Origin of the sequence: Burkholderia metallica, assembly GCF_902832845.1 — a bacterium.
GTDB classification, from domain to species: domain Bacteria; phylum Pseudomonadota; class Gammaproteobacteria; order Burkholderiales; family Burkholderiaceae; genus Burkholderia; species Burkholderia metallica.
On sequence record NZ_CADFDB010000007.1, the window covers coordinates 24,708 to 48,958 of the forward strand.

Below are 24,251 nucleotides of genomic sequence, written 5' to 3' on the forward strand. Positions count from 1 at the left end.
ATGCAACGAATAGGAGTGGTGTGAAAACGCTGGAATCCTGGCTTCACCGGCACTGGAACCTCGGGCCGGCGCGCATGCAGGCGCTGTCGTCGGGCCATACTAACAAAACGTATCTCGTCGAGTGCGATGCGGCGCGCGCGGTGCTGCGCGTGTCGTGGTCCGGCAAACCGGTCGAGCAGGTGCATCGCGAGGCGGCGATACTCGGCCATCTGGGCCGCTCGCGCACGGCGCCGATGCTGCCTGCGTTGCCGCGATTGCGGCCGACCGTGGACGTGCAATCCGGTGTGCAGGCGCCCGATGGAAGCTGGCTGCATCTGTTCGAGCATATCGACGGCAGTCCCGGCTTGCCCGACGATGCGCAGGCAGGCGCGATCGATGCGATGCGCGCACTCGCGCATCTGCATGCGTCGCTGGCGGCGATCCCCGCGAGCGAATCCGCGCCGCTGGCATGGCTGACGGCGCGCCATGCGCGCGTCTCGGCACGCGCGACGCCGTCGTTGCCGGCCGACTTGAGCAGCCATTACGACACGATGATCCGGCGGATCGGCGCGCATCTCGACGCCGCGGCCCGCTGGCTGACGGGGCCGGTGCATTGGCTGCACGGCGACTATCACGCGGGCAACCTGCTGTACGTGGGCCACGCGGTGAACGGCGTGCTCGATTTCGACGATGTCGGGCAGGGCGCGCAGTGGCTCGAGGCGGCCTTTGCGCTGTTCGCGCTGTCCCGCGATGCGGGCAGGGACGATCGCTTCGTGTTCGATACGCAACGATGGGAAGTCGGCCTGCAGACCTATGCGGCGACGCGGCGCGATGCTGCGCCGGACTGGATGCGCGACAACCGCGCTGCGCTGATGGCCCTGTTCTGCGCGGACCAGACGCTGATTCATCTGGAAGCCGCCCAGCGCGGCCTGTGGATGCCGGGGCCCGGCATCGGATTTCTCGGTGGCTGGCGGCAGTTGCTGGACGGTGCGACGCCCGGAAGCTGGTAGGTCCCCCTGCGTCAGTCCCGGCGATTCAGGAACAGGCGCACGGCTTCGACCGTGTTGGGTCGCGCTTCTCCATGCCGTGATCCATCGTGCATGCAGAACAGCACGTCGCGATGCTGTGCCGCGCTGTCGGCGACATGTGCGCGCATCGTGTCGCACAGCGCCTGGGGCGACGGCGCCGGGCGCTGCCAGTCGTCCAGTATCGCGGTCCAGCCCGTGTGTTCGCGCCGCAGCCGCGCGAGCACGCCGGCGCGATTGTCCTGCGGCATCAGTCCGTAAGGAAGGCGCAGCGGGATCGCGGCCGGTGCGGGTACGCCGGCCCGGCGATAGGCCTCGCGAATCAGCGCGTCGGTCGCCTCGATCTCGTTGATCAGCGCGTCGTCCGGCAACGCGCCCGGCCTTGCATGCGAATGGGTGTGATTGCCGAGCCGATGACCTTCGCGCGCCATTCGCGCCGCGACGTCGAGCGCGCCCGCCAGGTTCCGGCCGAGCAGGAAGAAGGTCGCCTCGCACGACGCGGCGTGCAGCACGTCGAGCAAGGGCGGTGTCGACGGGCCCGGGCCGTCGTCGAAACTGAGGCGTATGGACATCGCGTGGAGGGCGCGCCGTGTGAGTGGAACCTGAACGATAGCGCAATCCGACGGCTGACCGGGCGAGCCTCGTCAGTGAGCGGAAGCGTGCGGACCCAACGCGGCCGGCCGACACCGCCCGTGCTCAAGCGTTGAATCGCTCAGGCGTCGCAAGCAAGCGCTGGCTCGTCCGGAATCGCCCGCTCCGCCAGCGCGACGTAATCGCCCGACGCCGTGCGCTCGACCCTTGCATCGACCCGGTACGCGCGCCGCAGGTTCGGCGGCGTCAGCACGTCGGCCGGTGCGCCGTCCGCGACGAGTCCGTCGGCGCTCAGCAGCACGAGCCGGTCGCAGAAACGCGATGCGAGATTCAGGTCGTGCATCGCGACCAGCACGATCGCGCCGCGCCGGCGGGCCGCGTCGCCGACCGCCTCCAGCGCGAGCAATTGCCAGCGCAGGTCGAGCGCGCTGGTCGGTTCGTCGAGCAGCAGCAGCGGCGTGTCGCGCACGAGCACCTGCGCGAGCCCGACCATCTGCCGCTGGCCGCCCGACAACCGGTCGAGCGGCGACATCGCCAGCGGGTGCAGCCGCAGCCGCGTGAACACCTGTTGCAAACACCGGTCGTGCGTCGCGTCGGACAGGCCGCCGCAGGTGGCGCGCAACGCGCTGCGCACGGCTTCATAGACGAGCAGCGACGACGGTTGCGGCAAGGTCTGCGGCAGATAGCCGACCTGCCGCGTGTGCTCGCGGCGCGACCCGGACAGCAGGTCGAAGCTGCCGAATGCCGCGCGACCGGTCGCGGACGCGAGCCGCGCCAGCGCGCGCAGCAGCGTCGACTTGCCGACGCCGTTCGGCCCGAGCAGCCCGATCGTCGTGCCCGGCTCGACTGGCGCGAGCGACAGCTCGTCGAGCACGACCCGGGCGCCGTAGCGGACGCACAGCGCGTCGAGTTGCAGCATCGGCTCAGCCATCGAGCCTCCTGCGCCGGCTGACGAGCAGCATGAACAGCGGCACGCCGACCAGCGCGGTGATGATGCCGATCGGCAGCGTCACGCCGGGGATCAGCGTCTTGCTGAGCACGGACGCGCCGGCCAGCATGATCGCGCCGGCGAGCGCCGCGCCCGGCAGGTAGTAGCGATGCTCGTCGCCGACCAGCAGCCGCGCGACGTGCGGCCCGACGAGGCCGACGAAACCGATCGTACCGACGAACGACAGTGCCGTCGCGGACAGCAGGCTGATGCGCGCGAGCGCGACGAGTCGCAGCCGTTCGACCGCGATGCCCATGCTGCGCGCCTGCTCGTCGCCGGCGCGCAGCGCCGTCAACGACGCGACGTCGACACTCGCCCACAGCGTGCAGGTGGCGAATACGCAGGTCAGCAGCACGATCTTGCCCCATGTCGCGCGCGCCAGGCTGCCCATGCTCCAGAACACGATCTGCTGCAACGCATTCGCGTCGGCGATGAATTGCAGCAGCCACAGCAGGGCCTCGAAGCTGAACATCAGGCCAATGCCGAACAGCACGACGGTCTCGGTCGTCGCGCCGTGGCGCCACGCGAGCCAGACGATCAGCAGCGTCGCGGCGCTCGCGCACGCGAACGCGCCGAGCGACAGCGCGACGTTCTCGTTCCACAGCACCAGATGCCAGCCGGAAATCACGACGAGCGATGCGCCGACGCTCGCGGCGGCCGACATGCCGAGCGTGAACGGGCTCGCGAGCGGGTTGTTCAGCACGGTCTGCATTTCGGCGCCGGCGAACCCGAGCGACGCGCCGACGAGCACGGCCATCAGCGCATACGGCAGGCGCACGTCCCACAGGATCACGCGCTGTTCGAGCGGCAGCCCGCCGGGCCGGAACAGGCCGCCGAGCAGGTCGGCGACCGGGAACGGCGACGGGCCGGTCGAGACGTCGACGACGAGCAGCGCGACGAGCACGCCTGCGAGCACGACGAGCGCACCGACACGTCGTGCGGCGACCGCGCGGTAGCGAAGTCGCAGCGACGGAGATGAAACGGGTGTCGTCGTGCTCATGTGGCCGCTCCGGATGCGGGCTCGAAAACCACGCGTGATGCAAGCGCGAGGCTCGGCAGCACGACGCCGCCATGATCTTCGCCGTCGATCAGCCGGAACGCGGCGTCGAGCCCCGAGCGGCCGCCCACCCGCGCGACGAAGTCGCGGGCGGAACTGACCTGCTTGCGCGCCTGCTGGCGGCGCATCCGTTCGGCGTCGGGGTTCGGTGCATCTTCCTCGAGGCAGCCTGCGGTCACGAGGACGCGCAGCGGTGGTGCGAGCGGCGCGGCTTGCGCGGCGAACCGGTCGGCATAAGGCAGCAGCATGCGCTCGCCCCACCAGATCGACGGGCTTGCGGCCACGTAGCGCCGAAACAGGTGCGCGCGCGTGAGCATCGCGTACAGCGTCAGCAGCCCGCCGTACGAGTGGCCGAACAGCGTCTGCCGCTCGGAGTCGACCGGCAACTGGCGGGCGAGCCACGGTTGCACGTCGTGCTCGATGAAGTCGAGAAAGCGGTCCGCGACGACGCCGCGCCCGTTCGGCAACGGCGCGAGCGTGTAGTCATCCGCGCGCGCGGCCATGTCGTAGGGCCCGTCGACCGGATAGCCGATGCCTATCACGACTGCCTCGGCGTCGCGCGTGCCGTCCGGCCGCGCGCGGCGATTGCGGGTGAGTTGCGCCGCGAGCGGGAACAGCGCGTTACCGTCGAGCACGGTGAGCACCGGATGGGGCGCCGAGCCAGAACGCTCGGCCGGCAACGCGACGAACAGACGCCGCGTGCGGCCGGCGATCGTCACATCGAACTGGCGGCTGTTCGGCACGAAGACCGGCGGCGCGGCGTCGAGGCCGGGCCACGCACGCGCATCGGCGGCACACGCGGGCGCGAGCCGGCCGCCGAGCGGGCCGGCCAAGCCGGCGACGAGCAGGGAGCGGCGCATGGAGGAGGCGGGCATCCGCATGTCAGGACCCTTCCTGCACCCAGTATTCGCCTTGCAGCGCAACGGGCTGGAAGCGTCGCACCATCGTGTCGAACGTGGCGCGCGGATCGAGATCGGCGAACAGCGCCGGATGCAGCCACTTGGCCATCGCCTGCACGGCGACGACGTTGAACGGCGAATTGTAGAAGTGATGCCAGATCGCATACGCGCGCCGCTCGCGGACCGCGCGCAGCGGCGCGATCTGCGGTCGCTTCAGCGAACGGTCGAGCGAGCGGACGGCGGCGTCGCGCGGCACGCCGGCGCCGAGCGCGAGGCGTTGCGGCGCGCTTTGCAGCGTCTGGAGCGAGCCGATCGCGGTGCCGATGTAGAAATCGGGCTGGCGGCTCAGCAGGTATTCGGGGTTCAGCGTGCCGTGCTCGCCGGGCACACGGCCCTTCGCGACGTTGTTGCCACCGGCGGCGTCGAGCAGGTGGCCCATCATGCCGGTCATCGTGTCGCAGCAGTCGCCCGACAGGCCGACACGGCTTTCGAGGAACACGCTCGGCGCGGCGGGGCGCGCGGTCGCGAGCCGCGTGCGGACGAGGTTGAGCTGCTGCTGCCAGTACGCATTGAATTCCGTCGCGCGCTGCGGCGCGCCGAGCACCTGGCCGAGCAGCGCGATGCTGCGCGGCGTGTTGGCGAGCGGGTCGTGCCGGAAGTCGACGAACACGATCGCGACGCCGGCCGCCTCGAGCCGCGCGAGCGTTTCGCGATCGCGCTCGCCGGGGCCGTGGCCGCCGCCGAGCCCGAAGATCGCGACCTGCGGGCGCAGCGCGAGCGCGCGCTCGTCGCTGAAGCTGCCGGACTGCGAGCGTCCGATGCGCGGCACGTCCTTCAGGCGCGGGAAACGCGTGAGCCATTGCGCGTAGCTCGCGGGATCGAGTTGCTCGAAATCACCCATCATGCCCACGAGGCGGCGCGTCGGATCGCCGCCGTCGACCACCGCCAGCGCCGGCAGCAGGCGGCCCTCGCCGAGCAGCACGCGCTCGACGCGCGCGGGAATCCGAACCTGCCGGCCGGCCAGGTCGGTGACGGTCGTGGTGTCCGCCTGCGCGGCCTGCATCGCGAACCAGCCGCACAGCCATACGCCCAGCATGACCCATATTCCACTTGTCTTTCTCACGTGACTCCCGATACGATATAAATGAGAACAATTCTCATTTAATTGTAGCCGAGCCGATGCCGCGACTGGGGCGTCGGTTGTTTGATCGAACACCAAAATAGTTTGCGCGGGCGCAAGAGGCCTGCGCGCGGGGGTATGACGACATGACAGCGCTGACGCCAGCCGCTTCCCATTCCGATCGCTATCGACACGATGCGCACGTCGCGCGGATCCGCGAGGTGCGGCCCGGGCTGCGCATCCATTCGGACGATGCAACGGACGAATTCGACGCCGTGATGTCGGGGCAGTGTTCGCCGGGCCTGCATCTCGTGCTGCTGCTCGAGGGTGCGCTCGACGTGTCGTACGGCGACCGGCGCGTGGTGCTGACGACGGACGGGCGGCGGACCGGCCGTGCCGGCCGCGAAGCCGCGCGGCCCGCGGTGCGGATGCAGTCGTTCCTGCTCAACGCGGTCGAGCCGGACACGTTCCGCAGGCGGCTCAGCAAGGGCGGTTACGCGCGGCGGCTGAGCCTCGCGATGTCGGGCGAATGGCTCGGTCATCTGCAGGAGGCCAGCCGCGGCGTCCTGCCCGAACAGCTCGGCGCGATGCTGTCCGCGCATCTCGCGATCCGCTTCTGGCAGCCGACGCCGCGCGCGACGGCGCTCGCCGAGCAGATCGTGCGGCCGCCGGCCTATCAGCCGATGCTGCAGGCGATCTATCTGGAAAGCCGCGTGCTCGAACTGCTCGCCGAGGCGTTCACGCCGCTCGAGAGCGACGCGGCGCAGGCGTCGGACGCGTCGCTCGGGTCGCGCGACTATCGCCGGATGGCTGAGCTGCGCGCGTTCCTCGCGAGCGACGCGGCGCAGGAACTGTCGCTCGACGACATCGCGCGGCACGCCGGGATGAGCGCGAACGCGATGCAGCGCCAGTTCCGCGCGGCCTACGGTACGACCGTGTTCGACTTCGTCCGCGAACATCATCTGCAGCGCGCGCGGCTCGCGCTCGAGCGCGACGCCGTGAGCGTGAAGCAGGCCGCGGCGCTGGCCGGCTACACGAGCGCCGCGAACTTCGCGACGGCCTACAAGCGCCGCTTCGGCGTCACGCCGACGCTCGCGCGGCGCAGCGACCGGCGCTGACGACGGCCGGCGACGGCGCTCAAACGACTTCGATGCTTACGCAAAGATTTCGGTTGATTACATGTTTCATAATGCAAATGAGAATCAATCACATTTTGAAACATCGAAAGCGCCACCATGCCGAATCAAGCTGCAAGCCTTGCATTGAAGCCGGTCGTCGTTGCCGGCCTGTATCTGATGGGTGCGTCGTGCGCGTGGGCGCAGACGCCTGACCCGGCGGCGGAACCTGCCGTCGCCGCCCGATCCGCCGCCGCCAAACCGGACGACCCGGCCAAGCCGGCCGGATCAGCGCCGCCGGAGGCCGCCGCCGATCCGGCCATGCTGAAGGAGGTCGTCGTCACGGCGAGCCGCCGCGAGCAGGCGATCCGCGACGCGCCCGCGAGCATTTCGGTGATCAGCCGGGAAGACATCGAGGCGAAGCCGTATACGTCGGTCGCCGAGATCGTCGCCAACGTCGAGGGCGTGAGCGTCGTCGGTGCATCGCCGAACGACCAGGACATCTCGATTCGCGGGATGCCGGGCGAGTACACGCTGATCCTCGTCGACGGGCGTCGCCAGAACACGCGCGAAACGATGAATCGCGGCACGGCCGGCGTGCAGTCGAACCTGATGCCGCCGCTGTCCGCGATCGAGCGGATCGAGGTGGTGCGCGGGCCGATGTCGTCGCTGTACGGCGCCGACGCGATGGGCGGCGTGATCAACGTGATCACGCGCAAGGTGCCGAAGCGTTGGGGCGGCACGATCACGGCCGGCAGTGTGTGGCAGCTCGAATCGAACCAGGGCGACACGCAGAGCGTCGACTTCTGGCTCGGCGGCCCGCTGAAATCCGACGTGCTCGGGCTGCAGGCGTCGGGGCGTCTCCTGCATCGCGGCGAAGACAACATCTACTACCCGAACAGCGGGACGGGCGGCGCGAACGGGCAGCGGATCGGCAGCTTCGACGTGAAGTTGTCCGCGAAACCCGCGAGCAACCAGGACGTGAGCGTGAACCTCGGGCGCGAGCAGCTCACCTATCTCAGCACGCCGGGCAAGAGCGCCGCGCCGCTCACGCCGCGCACGGCGGCCACCGCGCTCACGGAGACGCGTCATGTCCGCGATTACTGGGGCATCACGCACGACGGCCGCTGGGGCTTCGCCGACACGACGGTGTCGCTGTACGGCGAGCGCGGCGTGCAGGACCAGTGGACGCCGGCCGGGCGTTCGCCGGTGAAGCCCGCGCTGACCGACACGATTCTCGAGGCCAAGGCCGCCGTGCCGTGGTGGGGCGAGCGCAACATCCTGACCGTGGGTGGCCAGCACATCTGGTCGAGGCTGTCGGGCGTCAGCGTGCAGGACGCGGTGCCCAAAGGGCATGGCGCCAATGCGGATCGCGTCACGCGCAACGCGTGGGCGCTGTTCGGCGAGAACGACTACTTCTTCAACGACCGCTTCACGCTGACGACCGGCGTGCGACTCGATCACGACGATCGTTACGGCAGCCACGTGAGCCCGCGCATCTACGGCGTCTACCAGCTCAGCAAGGCGTGGACGGTGCGCGGCGGCGTATCGACCGGTTTCCGTCCGCCGTCGCTGCGTCAGAGCACGGCCGGCTACTGCATGACGTCGGGCGGCGCAGCGGGCGCGATGCCCGGCACGTTGTGCGGCAATCCGGATCTCAAGCCGGAGACGAGCCTGACCGAGGAGCTCGGCGTGCGCTACGACCTGGGCGACACGTACGCGGGCCTGACGCTGTTCAACAACCTGTTCAAGAACAAGGTGGCGAGCTACGACACGGGCAAGGCCGATCCGCGTTCGCCGGGCCGCAACATCTATGTGTACGACAACATCGACCGGGTCAAGCTGTACGGGCTCGAGATCGGCGCGGGCACGCGCCTGTCGCGCACGCTGAAGGTGTCGGGCGCCTACACGCTGACCGAATCGCGCCGCGAGGGCAGCGGCGAGAAGGCGTTCAACGGCAGTTCGCTCGACGGTTATCCGCTCGACAAGACGCCGAAGCACAAATTCAACGTGCAGGTCGACTGGACGCCGACCGCCAGGCTCGACCTCTACGCGGCGGCGAACTACAGCGGCAGCGAATACTGGGCCGCGTTCCGCAACGGCGCGCAGGGCGTGCGCGAGCGGCCGTCGGCGACGACCTTCGATCTCGGCGGGCGCTACCGGATCGACAAGCGTTTCTCCGTCAATTTCGCGGTGCTCAACCTGACCAACAAGATGGTGCCGATCGACGATCGCACGCGCACGACCGGGCTGAGCGGCAACTGGCTCGTCGACCAGGGGCGCCGCATCGCGGTGAGTCTGACCGCCGAAATGTGACGGCATGGCCGGCGCGCCGCGCCGGCTCATTCAATCTGGAGGCAATGTCATGAATGCAATTTCCCGACCCGACGAACTATTAGTACCCCATAACGTGTGGGATGTGTATCGCGCGGATACCCCGTTGTTTCTCGCAACGCCGGCGCATACGGTGCTGGCCTGCGATGTCGCGGAGGCGATCCCGCATGCGGACGCGTCGCTCGCGGCGCGCGTGAACGATGCGTTGCGTCGCGCGCGGGCCGACGGCCACATGGGCGCGACGGTGGTCGGCGCGGTGCCGTTCGACGTCGGCGCGCCGACCGCGCTGCGGGTTGCGCGCACGATGCTGCGCGCGCGACCGCTCGGCGCGCAGCGGGCAGCCGGGCCGGCCGGCACGCGCTATGCGACGCGCGAGGTGCCGTCCGCGGATGCGTATGCGGACGCGGTCGCGCTGGCGGTTGCCAGGATTCGCGCGGGCGAGCTCGACAAGGTCGTGCTGGCGCGCACGCTGGAGGCGACCGGCGAGGTGCCGGTCGACGTTGCGGCGCTCGTCGCGCGACTCGCGTCGTGCAATCCGCACGGCTATACGTTCTCCGTGGATCTCGGCGCGGGCCGCACGCTGCTGGGCGCGAGCCCGGAGCTGCTCGTGAACCGCTTCGGCGGCGTCGTGCGCGCGAATCCGCTGGCGGGTTCCGCGCCGCGCAGCCGCGACCCGGTCGAGGACCGGCGCCGAGCGCAGGCGCTGCTGGCGTCGGCGAAGGATCTCGACGAGCACCGGGTCGTCGTCGACGCCGTGCGCGGCAGCCTCGCGCCGCTGTGCAGGCGGCTCGACGTGCCGGCGCGCCCGTCGCTGGTCCATACGGAAACGATGTGGCATCTGTCGACCGAGGTGTGCGGCGAAACCGACGCGGATGCGTTGACGCTCGCACTCGCGCTGCATCCGACGCCCGCCGTCTGCGGCGCGCCGCGCGCGGCGGCGCGCGACTGCATTCGCGATGCCGAGCCGTTCGATCGCGGCTTCTACGCGGGGATGCTCGGCTGGGTCGATGCGCATGGCGACGGCGAGTGGGTCGTCACGATTCGCTGCGCCGAAGCGTTCGACCGCACGCTGCGGCTCTATGCGGGCGCGGGCGTGGTCGGTGAATCGACGCCCGAAGGCGAACGCGCGGAAACCGCGGCCAAGTTCCGGACGATGCTGGATGCGCTCGGTATCGATCGCGATGCCGCATCGGGCGCCGCGCGGGAGGCCGCATGACGCCCGCGAACCGCACGCCGTGGCCGGACGCGTTCGCCGCCGCGTATCGGCAGAAGGGGTACTGGCTCGGCCAGTCGTTCGCGCAGTGGTTCGACGAACGCGTCGCGCGGCACGGCGAACGTATCGCGCTCGTACAGGGCGACCTGCGCTGGTCGTACCGGACGTTCGCGGCGGAAGCCGAACGCACGGCCCGCGCGCTGACCGCGTGCGGGATCGTGCCGGGCGACCGCGTCGTCGTGCAATTGCCGAACTGCGTCGCCTTTTTCGCGGTGACGTTCGCGCTGTTCCGGATCGGCGCGCTGCCGGTGTTCGCGCTGCCCGCGCATCGCCGGCGCGAGATCGGCTACTTCTGCCGGCACGCGGGCGCGGTCGCCTATGTCGCGGCGGAACAGCACGACGGGTTTGACTACCGGGCGCTCGCGACCGAGATCCGCGCCGATGCGCCGACGTTGCGCCACGTGCTGTTCACGGCGCCCGGCAACGCGCGCGTGGCGCTGCCGGATGCGACGCCCGACGTCGCGCTGCCGCCGGGGCCCGGCGCGCACGAGATCGCGTTCCTGCAACTGTCGGGCGGCAGCACGGGTACGCCGAAGCTGATTCCGCGCACGCACGACGACTACCTGTACAGCGTGCGCGAGAGCGCACGCATTTGCGGGCTGACCGAACGCAGCGTCTATCTCGCGGCGCTGCCGGCCGCGCACAACTATGCGCTGAGTTCGCCGGGCTCGCTCGGTGTGTTCGATGCCGGCGGCACCGTCGTGCTGAGCGACGGCGCGAGCCCCGACACTGCGTTCCCGCTGATCGAGCGCGAGCGCGTGATGGTGGCGGCACTGGTGCCGCCGCTCGTGCCCGTATGGCTGGCCGCGGCCGGGCAGCGGCGCGGCGCGCTGGCGAGCCTCGAACTCGTCCAGGTCGGCGGCGCGCGCTTCGATCCGGCGCTTGCGGCGCGCGCGGCCGACGGCTTCGGCACGCAATTGCAGCAGGTGTTCGGGATGGCCGAAGGGCTCGTCAACTACACGCGGCTCGACGATCCGCGCGACGTGGTGATCGCCACGCAAGGGCGCCCGATCTCGCCGGACGACGAGATCCGCATCGTCGACGACGACGACCGCCCGGTCGAACCCGGCGCGGTCGGCCATCTGCTGACGCGCGGCCCGTACACGATCCGCGGCTACTACGACGCGGCCACGCACAACGCACGCGCGTTCACGGCGGACGGCTTCTATCGCACCGGCGATCGCGTCCGCCTGACGGCGGGCGGCCAGCTCGTCGTCGAGGGGCGCGCGAAGGACCAGATCAACCGCGGCGGCGAGAAGATCCCGGCCGAGGAAATCGAACACCTGCTGCTCGCGCATCCGGGTGTCGTCGACGCGGCGCTGGTCGCGATGCCCGACCCGTATCTCGGCGAACGCAGTTGCGCGTACGTGATTCGAGGCACGCCCGCGCCGACCGCGGCAGACCTCGTGCGCTTCGTGCGTGGCCAGGGCGTGGCCGCGTACAAGGTGCCCGACCGGATCGAATTCGTCGACGCATTCCCGAAAACGCCCGTCGGCAAGATCGACAAGCGCGCGCTTCGGCAGCACATCGCGGATCGGCTCGCCGCCGCTGCGTGACGAGTGCGGCGACGCCCCGTCGTTTTTTCCTTTCCCAAGCAATCCAACATGGCCATTCCGAAAATCGCTTCCTATCCGATGCCGGCCGAGCTGCCGGCGAACCGCGTGAACTGGCGCTTCGACCCGCGCCGCGCGGCGCTGCTCGTGCACGACATGCAAGACTACTTCCTCGACTTCTACGACCGTGCGGCCGCGCCGGTGCCGACGCTCGTCGCGCACGTGCGTCGCCTGATCGATTTCGCGCATGCCGCCGGGATGCCGGTCTACTTCACCGCGCAGCCGGCAACTCAGGCGGCGGCCGATCGGGCGCTCCTGACCGACATGTGGGGGCCGGGTCTCACCGCGCAGCCGTCGCGCGCGGCGATCTGCGACGCGCTCGCGCCGGCGCCCGGCGACACGGTGCTCGACAAGTGGCGGTACAGCGCGTTCCGGCGTTCGCCGCTCGAGACGCACCTGCGCGAGCAGGGGCGCGACCAGCTCGCGATCTGCGGGATCTACGCGCACATCGGCTGTCTGATGACCGCCTGCGACGCGTTCATGCGCGACGTGCAGCCGTTTTTCGTCGCTGACGCGCTCGCGGATTTCTCCGAGCGCGAGCACCGCATGGCGCTCGACTACGTGGCTGGACGTTGCGGAATGGCAGTGACCACGGACGCGCTCGTCGGCGTCGCACCGGTGGACGATACGGCACCGATGCTCGCCGCGATCGCGGCGCAGGTCGCCCGCAGCCTGCGGATGCCGACCGCCGACCTGCGCGAGCACGACAACCTGGTCGATTGCGGGCTCGATTCGATCCGGATGATGACGCTCGTCGAACAGTGGCGCGCGCAAGGCTACGACGTCACGTTCGTCCAGCTCGCCGAGCAGCCGACGCTCGGCGCATGGACGCGAGTGCTGCAGCGCGCGGCGCGGGTGAGCGCATGACGGCGCGTCCGGCGATGCCCGATGCCCGTCCGGCGTCGTTCGTCAGCACGGCGGAGGTGTCGGTGCCGCAGGCCGACCGCGTGCTGTTCAAGCTGTGCAAGCACTACGCGATCAAGGTGCCCGTCGTGTTCGACGAACATCGCGCGACCGTCGATTTCCCGTACGGCGTCTGCCGGATGCTGCGTACCGACGACGTGCTGCAGCTTCGCTGCGAAGCCGATTCGTCGGAGCAGCTCGAGCAGATCCAGTACGTGATGGACGAGCACCTGGGGCTGATGTCGCGTAACCGGGCGCTGGTGGTCGCATGGGAGCGGGGCGCGTGACGCGGCCCGCCTCCGGCTCAACGAACTTCGGGGCAACCCCGCTCATGACAAACGAATCCTTGCCGATCCGCGCGACTTCCGCGCAATACGGAATCTGGGTCGCGCAACAGGTCGACTCCGACGATCCGGGCTATCTGACGGCCGAGACCGTCGAGCTCGACGGCGCGCTCGACGTCGCCGCGCTGACCGACAGTGTCGAGGCCGTGCTCGATCACGCCGACGCGCTGCACATGCGGTTCGCGTGGCAGGACGATGCGCTGTGGCAGGCGCGCCGGACGCCACGCACGCGGCTGCCACTCGTCGATCTGTCGGCGCAAGCCGATCCCGTGCAGGCGGCGCATGCGTGGATGAAGGCGTCGCTGTCGATCTGCTGCGACGTGACCGCCGATCCGCTGTACCGCACCGCGCTGCTGCGGCTGTCGCCAACCCGGCACTGGTGGTATCTGCAGGTCCATCACATCGCGCTCGACGGCTTCGGCTACGGGCTGCTGCAGCAGGCCGCGGCGACTCGCTACAACGCGCGCGTCGGCGGCGGGCCGCTGCCGGAGCTGCCTGACTGGCGGATCGATCGCGTCGTTGAGGCCGAGGCGCGTTATCGCGCCGACGGCGGCTTCGATGCCGATCGCGCGTTCTGGCGCGCGCATCTGCGCGACGTGCCCGCGCCGCTCGTCCTCGCGCGGAAACAGGACATCGCCCCCGACGCGTGGCGCGCGACGCGCGTGTTCGACGCCGAACGCGTGCGCGCGCTGCGCGCCGCCGCCGAGCGGGTCGACGTCGACTGGAATGCGTGGCTGCTGTGCGCGGTCGGCATCTGGCTCGCGAAGCAGGGCGGCCAGTGCGACCTGACGCTCGGGCTGCCGGTGATGAACCGACTCGGCACGCCGGCGCTCGGCGTGCCGTGCATGGCGATGAACATCGTGCCGCTGCGCGTGCATGTCGACGCCGGGCGCTCGCCGCGTGAGCTTGCACGCGAATGCGCGGAGCGCCTGCGCGCGATCCGGCCGCACCTGTATTACCGGTACGGCTGGATTCGCGGCGATCTCGGGCTGCTGGAGCGCAACGCGTTCCTGTTCAACCAGGCCGTCAACGTGATGCCGTTCGAACGGAAGGTCGCATTCCATGGGCTCGCGAGCGACACCCGCGCGGTGAGCGGCGGTCCGGTGAAGGATCTGAACGTGACGCTCGCCGTGCGCGGCGGCGCGTGGCATCTGACGCTGGAAGCCAACCCGAACGCGTACGACGAAGCGGTGCTCGCCGCGCATGCGCGCGACCTTGCCGCGTGGCTCGACGCATTTGCCGAACAGGCGCCGGACGAACCGGTAAGTGCACTGCTCGATGGGATGCCCGCGCCGTCGATCGTGCGCGGCACGCCGCTCGCCGGGCCGTACGACGACGTGCTCGCGCGGATCGAACGCATCGCGCGCGACGCACCGGCGCACCCGGCTATCGAGGCCGGCGGCCACCGCATCGACTACCGCACGTTGCTCGCCGACGCCCATGCGCTTGCGTCGGAACTCGAGCGAAGGGGTGTGGCGCGCGATGCACGCGTCGCGATCGCCGCGCCGCGCGCGCCCGACGTGATCGCGGCGATGCTGGCCGTGCTGAAGGTCGGCGCGACGATCGTGCCGATCGATCCGGACGGACCGCCGCAGCGCGTCGCGGCGATGCTGGCGGATGCGGCGCCCGCGCTGGTGATCACGCGCGACGTGTATCGCGAATGTGCGGGTGGGCGGCCGGTGCTCGATCTGGCTGCGGCGCGCGTGTCGTCGCCGCGCGACGTGGCGTGCGCGGCGCCTGACGCGGCACAGCCCGCGTACCTCCTGTATACGTCGGGATCGACCGGCCGGCCGAACGGCGTGCTGGTCGGGCGCGGCGCGCTCGCGCATTTCGTCGCGAGCACGCGCGACCTGTATCGCATCGGTCCGAGCGACCGGGTGCTGCAGTTCGCGCCGCTGCATTTCGATGCGAGCTTCGAGGAGATCTTCGCGACGCTCTGCAACGGCGCGACGCTCGTGCTGCGCGACGACGCGATGCTCGACTCGATCGACGCGTTCACGGCCGAGGTCGAGCGCCGCCGCATCACGGTGCTCGACCTGCCGACCGCCTACTGGCACGTGCTCGCCCATGCCCTGGACGCGCGCCATGCGCAGCGCCTTGCCGGCGTGCGTCTGACGATCATCGGCGGCGAGGCCGCGTTGCCGGAGCGAATCCGGCGCTGGCACGCGCACCTGCCGCATCTGGCGCTGCTGAACACCTACGGGCCGACCGAAGCGACGATCATCGCGACGGCCGCCTGCGTGAGCGGTCCCGGCGCGGTCTGGCGCGACGGCGAGCCGGTGCCGATCGGCACGCCACGCGCGGGCGTCGACGCGCAGGTGGTCGACGAGCGCCTGTATCCGGTGGCCGAGGGCCGCACGGGCGAGCTGGTGCTGTGCGGCGACGCGCTGGCGCTCGGCTACCCGGGCAATGCGGCGCTGACGTCCGAGCGCTTCGTCACGCTGCCGGGGAGCGGTACGCGCGCGTACCGGACCGGCGATCTCGCCTCCGTGCGCGACGGCCGGCTGGTGTTCGACGGCCGGATCGACCACGAGGTGAAGGTCAGCGGTGTGCGCATCGATCCGCGCGAGATCGAGGACTGGCTGCTGCGCACGCCGGACGTGCGCGAGGCGGCGGTCGTCGCGTTGCGCGGCGACGCCGACGTGACGACGCTCGCGGCGTTCGTCGTCGGGGTGGACGAAACGGCCGCGCTGCGTGCGCGGCTCGCCGACGCGCTACCGGCCGCGGCGATTCCCGACGCGTGGCACGTGCTCGAACGGCTGCCGCGCAACGTCAACGGCAAGACCGATCGCAACGCGTTGCGGCAGCGCGCGATGGCGGCCCGCATCGGCGTGGACGACGATCCGCGCGCCGACGCGCTCGAACGGCAGGTGATGCACGCGTGGCGCAGCGTGCTCGGCGGCGTCGCGCTGACGCCGGATTCGAATTTCTTCGACATCGGCGGCAAGTCGTTGCAGGCGATCCAGGTGAGCGCGCGGCTGGCGACCGCGCTCGGCCGCGACGTGCCGGTATCGATGCTGTTCCGCCATGCGACGGTCGCGGCGCTGGCGGCTGCACTGCGCACGCCGCTGCCGTACCGGCCGCGCGTGGAGCGCGACGCGTTCGCCCCGCATCTTGCGATCCAGACGGCGGGAGGCGCTGCGCAGCGGCTCATCTGCATTCATCCGGCCGACGGCCTCGCGTGGAGCTATCTGCGGCTTGCCGCGTACCTGCCCGACACGACGGTCGACGGGCTGCAACTGTCAGTCGGCGACACGAACGGCGCGGCCGATTTCGACGCGCTCGTCGACACCTATGTGCGGCGCGTGCGGGCACTGCAGCCGGACGGTCCGTACCACCTGCTCGGCTGGTCGCTGGGCGGCGCGCTCGCGTACGCGGTCGCGGCGGCCCTCGAACGCGTCGGCGCGCCGGTGGGCGTGCTCGCGCTGATGGACAGTTATCCGTCGTCCGCGTGGATGGCACAGCCGCAGCCGGAGGCGGGCGACGCGCTGCGGATTCTGCTGACGGTGAACGGCGATTTCGACACGGCGGCGTTGTCCGACGCATTGCTGCGGCAGCGCCTGTTGCGCGCGAACAGCCCGTTCGCAGCGCTCGGCGGCGCGGGGCTCGACGCGCTGGTCGACGCGACGCTGCGGCAGATGCGCCAGTTCCGCGCCGCGCCGACCCCGCGTTACGGCGGCGAACTGCTGCTGTTCAACGCAACCCGCAAGCGGCCCGGCACGCCGGGGCCCGACAGCTGGGCCGCGCACCGGCCGGCGGCGTTGCCGACCTGCGTGGCGCTCGACTGCTCGCACGACGGGATGTCCGATCCCGAACCGATGGCGGCGATCGGCGCCGCGCTGACCGAACGGCTCGCCGCATGGGCCGACATGGAAACCGTTACGAGGAACGTGAATCGATGAGCAGGGAAACCGAGATGACATTTCCGGCGGGGGTGGCCGTCGTGACCGGCGCGGCGCGCGGGATCGGCGCCGCCGTGGTTCGCGCGCTCGCCGCGCGCGGGGTCGACGTCGCCGCGTTCGACGCCGACGGCGACGCGCTGGCGCGGGCGAACGAGGATCGCCCGCCGGCGCCGGGCCGCGTCCATCCGTTCGCGGTCGACGTGACCGACGCGCGCGCCGTGCGCGCGGCAATCGAGCACGTGGAGGCGACGGTCGGCCCGATCGGCATGCTCGCGAACGTCGCCGGCGTGCTGCGGCTCGCGGCCGCGACGTCGCTGACCGACGACGACTGGGCGCATTGCTTCGCGGTGAACACGCACGGCGTGTTCCACCTGTCGCGCGCGGTCGCACAGCGCATGATCGAGCGGCGCACGGGCAGCATCGTGACCGTCGGGTCGAATGCGGCGCTCGTGCCGCGCACGCAGATGGCCGCCTACGCCGCGTCGAAGGCCGCCGCGCATCAGTTCACGCGGTGCCTCGGCCTGGAGCTGGCCGGTCACGGCATTCGCTGCAACATCGTCGCGCCGGGTTCGACCGACACGCCGATGCAGCGCCAACTGTGGCGCGGCCCGGAAGGCCCGGCAGGCGTCATCGCGGGGTCGCTCGAAACCTATCGCACGGGCATTCCGCTCGGGCGCATCGCCGCGCCGGACGACGTCGCCGGCACCGTGCTGTTCCTGCTGTCCGACGCCGCGCGCCACGTGACGCTGCACACGCTGTGTGTCGACGGCGGCGCGACGCTCGGCGTGTGACGGCCCGTCTGAATTCCGTCTCCGGAGCATCTTCATGAAACAGATATCGGCCTGTGCCGAACAAGGTGCGGCAGGCGCGTTCGCGTTGCCGCATCACGAGAAACGGTTGCGCGTCGGCGCGCGGCTGCCCGTGCCTGACGCGCTGCGCCACGCGGTGCCGGCGTCGTATGCGGCGCGGGCGACCGTCGACGCGGGACGCGCGCAGGTGCGCGCGATTCTCGAACGGCGCGACGCGCGCCGGATCGTCGTCGTCGGCCCGTGCTCGATCCACGATCCGGCGGCCGCGTTCGACTACGCGCGCCGTCTCGCCGGTCTTGCGCACGCGGTGCGCGACGCGCTTTGCGTGGTGATGCGCGTCTACTTCGAGAAGCCGCGGACGACGGTCGGCTGGAAAGGGCTGATCAACGATCCGGGGCTCGACGGCAGCCATCGCGTCGAGGAGGGGTTGCGCACCGCGCGCCGGCTGCTCGTCGACATCAATGCGCTCGGGCTGCCGGTCGCGACCGAGGTGCTGGACGTCGCGACGCCGCACTACCTGTCCGACCTGGTGAGCTGGGCCGCGATCGGGGCGCGCACGACCGAATCGCAAATCCATCGCGAGCTGGCATCGGGGCTCGCGATGCCCGTCGGTTTCAAGAACGGCACGGACGGCCAGGTCGACATCGCAGCGCACGCGATGCTGGCCAGCATGCGGCCGCACACGTTCATCGGCGTCGATGGCGCCGGCGGTCCGGCCTTGCTGCACAGCACCGGAAATCCGCACGCGCACCTCGTGCTGCGCGGCGGTCGCCACGGGCCGAACTACGACGCCGCGGCGGTGGCGGCCGCGGTCGAAACGTTGCGCGCGCAACGCCTGACGCCGAACCTGCTGATCGACTGTTCGCATGCGAACTGCGGCAAGCAGGCGATACGGCAACTGGCGGTGCTGGACGATGTGGTCGGGCAGATGCGCGCGGGCAACGAAGCGATCCGGGGCGTGATGCTCGAAAGCTTCATCGAGGACGGCGCGCAGCCACTGGGCGGCGCACTGCGCTACGGCTGCTCGATCACCGATCCGTGCATCGGCTGGGAGGCGACCGAGGATGCGCTGTTGCGCGCCCGCTGCCTGCTGACCGACGACAGCCCCCATGCGCGCTGACGCGCGTCGTTTACCTTTTCCATCGGAACACCTTATGTCGACGACTTCCGCTGAATCCCTGCAAGCGCCGGCCGATGCCGGCGCGTCCATGCTGCCGCTGCTGCTCGCGAACTTCGCGATGGTGGCCGGCACCTACGCATTCGTCACGATCGCCGGCCCGATGGCGCGCCGCATGCATCTCGAACCGCTGCATATCGGCGCGATCATCGGCGTCGTCGGGCTCGTGTGGATGGCTGTCGCGCCTCGCTGGGGGCGAGCGGCGGACACGCGCGGGCGCTTGTCGACCATGCGCGCGGCGATCGTCGGGTTCGTCGCGAGCTCGCTGTTGCTGGCCGGCTATGTCGGCTGGGCGTTGCGCGACGGCGGCAGCGCCGTGCCGCCGGTGTGGGCGGGCGTTGTCGCGCTGCTCGTCACGCGCGCGGCGATGGGCGGCTGCTATGCGGGGCTGCCCGTCGCGGCCACGGCGTGGATCGCGGACCGGACGCTGGCCACGGGGCGCGCGTCGGCGATCGCGCGATTCGGCGCGGCGGGCGCGATCGGGATGGTGCTCGCGCCGCCGCTCGCGGGCTGGCTGGCCGGGTTCGACATGACGGTCGCGCTCGCCGTGTTCGCGCTGTTGCCGCTCGTCGGGCTGGCGGGGCTGCGACGGCTGCGCGACGACGGCACGCACGCGGTGCGGCAGGCGCCGCCCCGGCTGAAGCCGACCGATCCGCGCGTACGCCTGCCGTGGTACAGCGCGTTCGCGCTGTACAGCGCGGTGATGATCGCGAACAGCGTGCTCGGTTTTTACGTGATCGACCGGCTGCACGTGCGAACGGGCGACGCGTCGATGGTGGTCGGTTACGCGCTCGGCAGCGCCGGCATCGGGTTGATCGCGACGCAGTCGCTGGTCGGCCGGCTGCGTGCGGTCGCGCCGCTCCAATGGCTGCGCTGGGGTGCGCTGGCGGGTGGCGCGGGGTTCGTGTCGGCGCTGGCCGCGGAGGCCGCGCACCCGCTGCTGCTGTGCGCGAGCTACTTCGTGGCGGCGTGCGGGATGGGCGCCGCATTTCCCGCGGTCGCGGCGCTCGCGAGCACGCGCGTCGAAACGCATGAGCAGGCCGCGTGCGCGGGCGCGATGTCGATGGCGCAAGGGCTCAGCATGGTCGTCGCGCCACTGGCCGGCACGATGCTGTACGAACTGCATCCGGTGGCGCCGTTCGTGTCGATCGGCGTAGTGCTCGCGGTCGTATGCGTCGCGACATGCGGCGCGGGGGCACGCGCGCCGGCGGCGTGACGGTTTTCGTGAGCGTCGCGCGAATCGGCCGCCGGTTATTCGACCGGCGCAACGACCAGCGGACAGGCGCCGATCGCGCGCAGCCGCGTGCCGGTCCATTCATAGAAGAACCGGGCGGCCTTCGCGTTGTTGTCGTCGCAGTCGTCGTTGAAGCAGCCCGAGACGATCAGCAGCGCACTGCCTGCGCGGAAATCGACGCGTTCGTCGTCGTTGCCCATGACGCCCGCGATCACTTTCACGCCGGGCATTGTGTAGGTCGCGCCCGTGTACTTGTCGACGATCGCGAAATTCCGGCAATCCGTTCCGCAGCCCCAGATCGCGACGCGGTAGTGGCCGGCAAAATTGGCCGGTTGCGTGAATTCGTCGCGAATGACGGTGCGATACAGGCGGGCTTCCTTGCTGGTCAGCCGGGGCGCCGCGGCCGGCTTGCGCGGCGCGCGTGCGGCGGGTGCGGGATAGCGGTTGAACGAAGGCGACGGGCATGCGGCGGCAGCCGTCGCTGCGGCCGGGGGCGCCGCATGGGCGGCGCCGGCGTCGGCAAGCAGCGCGGCCGATGCACCGGCGATCAGCAGAAATCGATAGGCGAGCGCCACGCGTCATCCTTCATGTTCGAGATTGAGATCGGGCCGAGGGCCCGAACGGCCGCCGCCGACGATTCTATGACGCTTCGCGTGTGCCGGCGACACGGAATGGCGTTCGCGCGCGCGTGCCTTCAGTTGCGCATCGAACCGGCCGTGCGTGATACGTCTCCCCGTCAAGCATTGTCAAATCGCGGCGATATATCACGATGCCTGACGTTTCAGGCCGCGCACGAAGGCTGTCATGTCCGGGTCGATTGAGTATCCTTGAATTCGATTTGCGGTAGTCATGCAGTCACAACCGGGAGGCTTCACATGAATGCACGTCTATACCGCGCGACCGTTGCCGGCGCGCTGATCGGATTGCTCGCACCGTTTTCGGTGGCCCATGCGCAGCTTGGCGATGTCCTGAAGCAGGTCGGCGGCGGTGGCGATTCGGGCGGCAGCGCGGGCGGTGCGCTCGGCAACCTCGGCGGCCTTGGTGGCGCACTGACGGGCGGCGGCGGTTCGTCGCTGATGCCGGGCAGCACCGGCAACGTCGCGGGCCTGCTGCAGTTCTGCATCCAGAACAACTATCTCGGCGGCGCGTCCGGCGGCGCATCGTCGGTGAAAGACGCGCTGATGGGCAAGCTCGGCGGCAATGCATCGTCCGACAGCGGTTACACCAGCGGCTCGAGCGGGATCCTCGACGCCGGCAACGGCAACAAGCTCGACCTGAGCGGCGGCGGCCTGAAGCAGCAGGTGACGAAGCAGATCTGTGACAAGGTGCTGTCGCAAGGGAAATCGCTGTTGTAAGCACGGGGCGTGCACCCTGCAACGGGGCGCACGATATCGAACACCGGCGCGACGGATTCGCGGCATGACCGCGTGACTGCCGCCCGCGCATGCATTTCGCCGCAAATGGGGCGCGGCGTATGTCCGGCGCGTTGCGTCGACTACCGTCACCCGACCCGCCGCTGGAGGAAGGGAAAGGGTCCGGTCGGGCGCGGCGGTCGTGCCGGCGAGTGATGGCGGCAGCCGCTGCGGACTGGCCGGCCGCCGTTTGTGTACCGCCCACCGCGCGCGTCAATCGGCCAGCCGCTTGTCCGCGAGCGCCTTGCAGCAGTCTTCGTATACCCATTGGACGAGCTTTGCCCGATAGTCGAGATCGTCGGTATCGACGATTTCCTCGACCGCGTCGCGTGCCCACGGCGCGTCGACGAACCCGGCATGCCGCTTCGCGATGTCCTGCGCGAGCGCCGCGAGCTTGGCGACCGCGAGCCAGTCGGCCTGGCGGTGATGGCGGTCGAGCCAGCGGTGCGCGGCCTGGACCTGGAACGCGGCGTCCGGCCACGATTCGTTGAGGTAAAACGCGCCGAGATTGCCGCAGGTGAGCCAGCAAAGCAGCTCCAGGCGGTCTTGCGAGCCGAGGGTATGGGATGCGTCGGACATGGCAGCGCTCACGAAATGCAGGGATTCCGGGCGGCGCCGGCCGCAATGGGCCGGTGCCGATAATAAAAACATAGCACGATGCGGGCCCGGCCGCGCACCCGGACGGATGCTGACGCGGCGGCGAAACGGACGCTGCGCCGGCGTTCACAGCCGACGGCGCAGCGAGGATGCGGCAGCGGTCGGCGTTCTTTCGAATGGCTGTCAATCGTCACACCAGTCGTCCGCAACGCTCGTTAGAATGTCGGCTTCCCCGAAGCACGGGACCCGATGCGAAGCCTGGAGCAGGTGCTGACGCACCCGCTCCAGCCGACTTGAGCGCTAACTTTGGCCGACAGGAGACGCAGCACGATGAAAATCTACGACCAGTTCTATATCGACGGCGCATGGCGCAAACCGGCCGGCACCGGCACGATCGACGTGATCGACTCGGGCACCGAAGCTGTGATCGGCCGGATTCCGGAAGGCGTCGCATCCGACGCGCAGGATGCGATCCGCGCGGCGCGCGCCGCGTTCGACACATGGGCGGCCACGCCGGCCGCGACCCGGGCCGGCTACCTGCGCAAGATCGTCGAGCATCTGCAGGCGCGCAGCGAGGAACTCGCGCAGTCGATCACCGGCGAAGTCGGGATGCCGATCAAGCTGTCGCGCGCGATCCAGGTCGGCGGCCCGATCTACAATTGGAAGGCGTACGCGAAGCTCGCCGAGACCTTCGAATTCGAGGCGCAGGTCGGCAACTCGCTGGTGGTGCGCGAACCGGTCGGCGTCGTCGCGGCGATCACGCCGTGGAACTACCCGCTCAACCAGATCACGCTGAAGGTCGCGCCGGCGCTCGCGGCCGGTTGCACGGTCGTCCTGAAGCCGTCCGAAGTCGCGCCGCTCAACGCGTTCATGCTGGCCGAAGCGATTCACGAAGCCGGGCTGCCGGCCGGCGTGTTCAACCTCGTGTGCGGCTACGGCCCGGTCGTCGGCGAGGTGCTGGCCACCGATCCGGACGTCGACATGGTGTCGTTCACGGGCTCGACGCGCGCCGGCAAGCGCGTGGCCGAGCTGGCGGCCGCGAGCGTCAAGCGCGTCGCGCTCGAGCTGGGCGGCAAGTCGGCCTCGGTGATCCTCGACGATGCCGATTTCGCGACGGCGGTGAAGGGCACGGTCAATGCGTGCTACCTGAACGCGGGGCAGACCTGTTCGGCGCACACGCGCATGCTGGTGCCGGAAGCCCGCTACGACGAGGCGCGCGAAATCGCGAAGGCGGCGGCCGAAACCTACGTCGCGGGCGATCCGCGGCAGGACGCGACGCGCCTCGGCGCGCTGGCGTCGGCCGTGCAGCAGCAGCGCGTGCAGGCATACATTCAGCGCGGGATCGACGAAGGCGCGGAACTCGTCACGGGTGGCACGGGTATGCCGGACGGGCTCGCGAAGGGCTTCTTCGTGAAGCCGACCGTATTCGGCCGCGTCGATCCGAAATCGACGATCGCGCAGGAAGAAATCTTCGGGCCGGTGCTGTCGATCATCACGTACCGCGACGAAGACGAAGCCGTGCGCATCGCGAACGATTCGCCGTACGGGCTCGGCGGCGCGGTGTGGGCCGGCAGCGACGAACGCGCGATGGGCGTCGCGCGCCGCATCCGCACCGGGCAGGTCGACATCAACGGCGGCGCGTGGAACATGGCCGCGCCGTTCGGCGGCTACAAGCAGTCGGGTCACGGCCGCGAGAACGGCGTGTACGGGCTCGAAGAATATCTCGAGTACAAGTCGATGCAACTCAAGCCCGCGAAGCCGGCCTGAGCGTTCGTCACGGCCCGGACCGGAAACGGCACGCTCGCGTGCCGTTTTTTGTTGACGGCCGTCAAGGTGCGCGCGGGTGGATCGTCGATCATCGCGGTTCCGATGTTTCGAC

The 24,251-nt window shown here is 70.2% G+C and carries 20 protein-coding genes; 13 read left to right on the forward strand and 7 right to left on the reverse strand.

The window, feature by feature from the left end:
- Window positions 1-20 precede the first annotated feature (20 nt).
- Window positions 21-989: a phosphotransferase gene (locus HWX08_RS19880; RefSeq protein WP_244122742.1), complete on the forward strand. Its 969-nt coding sequence runs from the start codon at window positions 21-23 to the stop codon at window positions 987-989.
- Window positions 990-1,000: 11 nt separating this feature from the next.
- Here the strand turns inward: HWX08_RS19880 and HWX08_RS19885 are convergent, their stop codons facing one another.
- The 5 genes from HWX08_RS19885 to HWX08_RS19905 form a co-directional block, all read right to left on the reverse strand.
- On the reverse strand, window positions 1,001-1,576 hold the full coding sequence (locus HWX08_RS19885; RefSeq protein WP_174921959.1) for a polysaccharide deacetylase family protein: 576 nt from the start codon (window positions 1,574-1,576) through the stop codon (window positions 1,001-1,003).
- A 140-nt stretch (window positions 1,577-1,716) separates the two neighbouring features.
- Entirely contained in the window at window positions 1,717-2,526 is an 810-nt protein-coding gene (locus HWX08_RS19890; RefSeq protein ID WP_069256780.1) for an ABC transporter ATP-binding protein, read from the reverse strand.
- Window positions 2,519-3,583: a FecCD family ABC transporter permease gene (locus tag HWX08_RS19895; protein WP_174921958.1), complete on the reverse strand. Its 1,065-nt coding sequence runs from the start codon at window positions 3,581-3,583 to the stop codon at window positions 2,519-2,521. Before HWX08_RS19895 ends, HWX08_RS19890 begins: the two co-directional genes overlap by 8 nt.
- Window positions 3,580-4,500 carry an alpha/beta hydrolase gene (locus tag HWX08_RS19900; protein WP_244122743.1) on the reverse strand — a complete coding sequence of 307 codons (921 nt, stop codon included), beginning with the start codon at window positions 4,498-4,500 and terminating at the stop codon, window positions 3,580-3,582. The genes HWX08_RS19895 and HWX08_RS19900 overlap by 4 nt, the downstream gene beginning before the upstream one ends.
- Window positions 4,501-4,522: 22 nt before the next feature.
- Window positions 4,523-5,644: an ABC transporter substrate-binding protein gene (locus tag HWX08_RS19905; RefSeq protein WP_174921976.1), complete on the reverse strand. Its 1,122-nt coding sequence runs from the start codon at window positions 5,642-5,644 to the stop codon at window positions 4,523-4,525.
- Window positions 5,645-5,805: 161 nt separating this feature from the next.
- On the opposite strand from HWX08_RS19905, the gene HWX08_RS19910 reads away from it, so the two are divergent.
- From HWX08_RS19910 to HWX08_RS19955, 10 genes are all read left to right on the forward strand, one after another.
- The gene (locus tag HWX08_RS19910) at window positions 5,806-6,777 is read left to right on the forward strand and encodes a helix-turn-helix transcriptional regulator (RefSeq protein WP_069256776.1); all 972 of its coding nucleotides are present in this window, start codon (window positions 5,806-5,808) and stop codon (window positions 6,775-6,777) included.
- Window positions 6,778-6,894: 117 nt separating this feature from the next.
- On the forward strand, window positions 6,895-9,090 hold the full coding sequence (locus HWX08_RS19915; protein ID WP_174921956.1) for a TonB-dependent receptor domain-containing protein: 2,196 nt from the start codon (window positions 6,895-6,897) through the stop codon (window positions 9,088-9,090).
- A gap of 49 nt (window positions 9,091-9,139) precedes the next feature.
- Window positions 9,140-10,324 (forward strand): isochorismate synthase, encoded by a 1,185-nt coding sequence (locus tag HWX08_RS19920; RefSeq protein WP_174921955.1) that lies wholly within the window; start codon window positions 9,140-9,142, stop codon window positions 10,322-10,324.
- A complete protein-coding gene (locus HWX08_RS19925) occupies window positions 10,321-11,937 on the forward strand; it encodes a (2,3-dihydroxybenzoyl)adenylate synthase (protein WP_174921954.1) in 1,617 nt (538 codons plus the stop codon). Before HWX08_RS19920 ends, HWX08_RS19925 begins: the two co-directional genes overlap by 4 nt.
- A 48-nt stretch (window positions 11,938-11,985) precedes the next feature.
- Window positions 11,986-12,861, forward strand: coding sequence for an isochorismatase (locus HWX08_RS19930; protein WP_157126746.1), 876 nt, complete (start codon window positions 11,986-11,988; stop codon window positions 12,859-12,861).
- Window positions 12,858-13,184 (forward strand): DUF2218 domain-containing protein, encoded by a 327-nt coding sequence (locus HWX08_RS19935; RefSeq protein WP_047901238.1) that lies wholly within the window; start codon window positions 12,858-12,860, stop codon window positions 13,182-13,184. The genes HWX08_RS19930 and HWX08_RS19935 overlap by 4 nt, the downstream gene beginning before the upstream one ends.
- A 44-nt stretch (window positions 13,185-13,228) precedes the next feature.
- Window positions 13,229-17,143 carry a non-ribosomal peptide synthetase gene (locus tag HWX08_RS19940; protein WP_174921953.1) on the forward strand — a complete coding sequence of 1,305 codons (3,915 nt, stop codon included), beginning with the start codon at window positions 13,229-13,231 and terminating at the stop codon, window positions 17,141-17,143.
- Window positions 17,140-17,934 (forward strand): 2,3-dihydro-2,3-dihydroxybenzoate dehydrogenase, encoded by a 795-nt coding sequence (locus HWX08_RS19945; RefSeq protein WP_208454956.1) that lies wholly within the window; start codon window positions 17,140-17,142, stop codon window positions 17,932-17,934. The genes HWX08_RS19940 and HWX08_RS19945 overlap by 4 nt, the downstream gene beginning before the upstream one ends.
- Before the next feature lie 34 nt (window positions 17,935-17,968).
- Window positions 17,969-19,072 carry a 3-deoxy-7-phosphoheptulonate synthase gene (locus HWX08_RS19950; protein WP_174921952.1) on the forward strand — a complete coding sequence of 368 codons (1,104 nt, stop codon included), beginning with the start codon at window positions 17,969-17,971 and terminating at the stop codon, window positions 19,070-19,072.
- 34 nt (window positions 19,073-19,106) lie between these two features.
- Window positions 19,107-20,345 (forward strand): MFS transporter, encoded by a 1,239-nt coding sequence (locus HWX08_RS19955; RefSeq protein WP_174921951.1) that lies wholly within the window; start codon window positions 19,107-19,109, stop codon window positions 20,343-20,345.
- Window positions 20,346-20,380: 35 nt separating this feature from the next.
- Here HWX08_RS19955 and HWX08_RS19960 read toward each other — a convergent pair whose 3' ends face one another.
- Window positions 20,381-20,938 (reverse strand): hypothetical protein, encoded by a 558-nt coding sequence (locus HWX08_RS19960; RefSeq protein WP_174921950.1) that lies wholly within the window; start codon window positions 20,936-20,938, stop codon window positions 20,381-20,383.
- Between the two features lie 300 nt (window positions 20,939-21,238).
- On the opposite strand from HWX08_RS19960, the gene HWX08_RS19965 reads away from it, so the two are divergent.
- Window positions 21,239-21,718, forward strand: coding sequence for a YjjA family protein (locus tag HWX08_RS19965; RefSeq protein WP_069256767.1), 480 nt, complete (start codon window positions 21,239-21,241; stop codon window positions 21,716-21,718).
- 270 nt (window positions 21,719-21,988) lie between these two features.
- Here HWX08_RS19965 and HWX08_RS19970 read toward each other — a convergent pair whose 3' ends face one another.
- Entirely contained in the window at window positions 21,989-22,354 is a 366-nt protein-coding gene (locus tag HWX08_RS19970) for a hypothetical protein (protein ID WP_069256766.1), read from the reverse strand.
- A gap of 348 nt (window positions 22,355-22,702) precedes the next feature.
- Between HWX08_RS19970 and HWX08_RS19975 the strand changes: the two genes are divergently transcribed.
- On the forward strand, window positions 22,703-24,139 hold the full coding sequence (locus HWX08_RS19975) for an aldehyde dehydrogenase family protein (protein ID WP_174921949.1): 1,437 nt from the start codon (window positions 22,703-22,705) through the stop codon (window positions 24,137-24,139).
- Window positions 24,140-24,251: the final 112 nt, after the last annotated feature.

What these genes read in the sequence shown, in the direction of transcription:
- HWX08_RS19885 (WP_174921959.1), bottom strand. Translation starts at nt 1,576, where the DNA reads ATGTCCATACGCCTCAGTTTCGACGACGGCCCGGGCCCGTCGACACCG.
- HWX08_RS19890 (WP_069256780.1), bottom strand. Translation starts at nt 2,526, where the DNA reads ATGGCTGAGCCGATGCTGCAACTCGACGCGCTGTGCGTCCGCTACGGC.
- HWX08_RS19895 (WP_174921958.1), bottom strand. Translation starts at nt 3,583, where the DNA reads ATGAGCACGACGACACCCGTTTCATCTCCGTCGCTGCGACTTCGCTAC.
- HWX08_RS19900 (WP_244122743.1), bottom strand. Translation starts at nt 4,500, where the DNA reads ATGCGCCGCTCCCTGCTCGTCGCCGGCTTGGCCGGCCCGCTCGGCGGC.
- HWX08_RS19910 (WP_069256776.1), top strand. Translation starts at nt 5,806, where the DNA reads ATGACAGCGCTGACGCCAGCCGCTTCCCATTCCGATCGCTATCGACAC.
- HWX08_RS19915 (WP_174921956.1), top strand. Translation starts at nt 6,895, where the DNA reads ATGCCGAATCAAGCTGCAAGCCTTGCATTGAAGCCGGTCGTCGTTGCC.
- HWX08_RS19920 (WP_174921955.1), top strand. Translation starts at nt 9,140, where the DNA reads ATGAATGCAATTTCCCGACCCGACGAACTATTAGTACCCCATAACGTG.
- HWX08_RS19925 (WP_174921954.1), top strand. Translation starts at nt 10,321, where the DNA reads ATGACGCCCGCGAACCGCACGCCGTGGCCGGACGCGTTCGCCGCCGCG.
- HWX08_RS19930 (WP_157126746.1), top strand. Translation starts at nt 11,986, where the DNA reads ATGGCCATTCCGAAAATCGCTTCCTATCCGATGCCGGCCGAGCTGCCG.
- HWX08_RS19935 (WP_047901238.1), top strand. Translation starts at nt 12,858, where the DNA reads ATGACGGCGCGTCCGGCGATGCCCGATGCCCGTCCGGCGTCGTTCGTC.
- HWX08_RS19940 (WP_174921953.1), top strand. Translation starts at nt 13,229, where the DNA reads ATGACAAACGAATCCTTGCCGATCCGCGCGACTTCCGCGCAATACGGA.
- HWX08_RS19945 (WP_208454956.1), top strand. Translation starts at nt 17,140, where the DNA reads ATGAGCAGGGAAACCGAGATGACATTTCCGGCGGGGGTGGCCGTCGTG.
- HWX08_RS19950 (WP_174921952.1), top strand. Translation starts at nt 17,969, where the DNA reads ATGAAACAGATATCGGCCTGTGCCGAACAAGGTGCGGCAGGCGCGTTC.
- HWX08_RS19955 (WP_174921951.1), top strand. Translation starts at nt 19,107, where the DNA reads ATGTCGACGACTTCCGCTGAATCCCTGCAAGCGCCGGCCGATGCCGGC.
- HWX08_RS19965 (WP_069256767.1), top strand. Translation starts at nt 21,239, where the DNA reads ATGAATGCACGTCTATACCGCGCGACCGTTGCCGGCGCGCTGATCGGA.
- HWX08_RS19970 (WP_069256766.1), bottom strand. Translation starts at nt 22,354, where the DNA reads ATGTCCGACGCATCCCATACCCTCGGCTCGCAAGACCGCCTGGAGCTG.
- HWX08_RS19975 (WP_174921949.1), top strand. Translation starts at nt 22,703, where the DNA reads ATGAAAATCTACGACCAGTTCTATATCGACGGCGCATGGCGCAAACCG.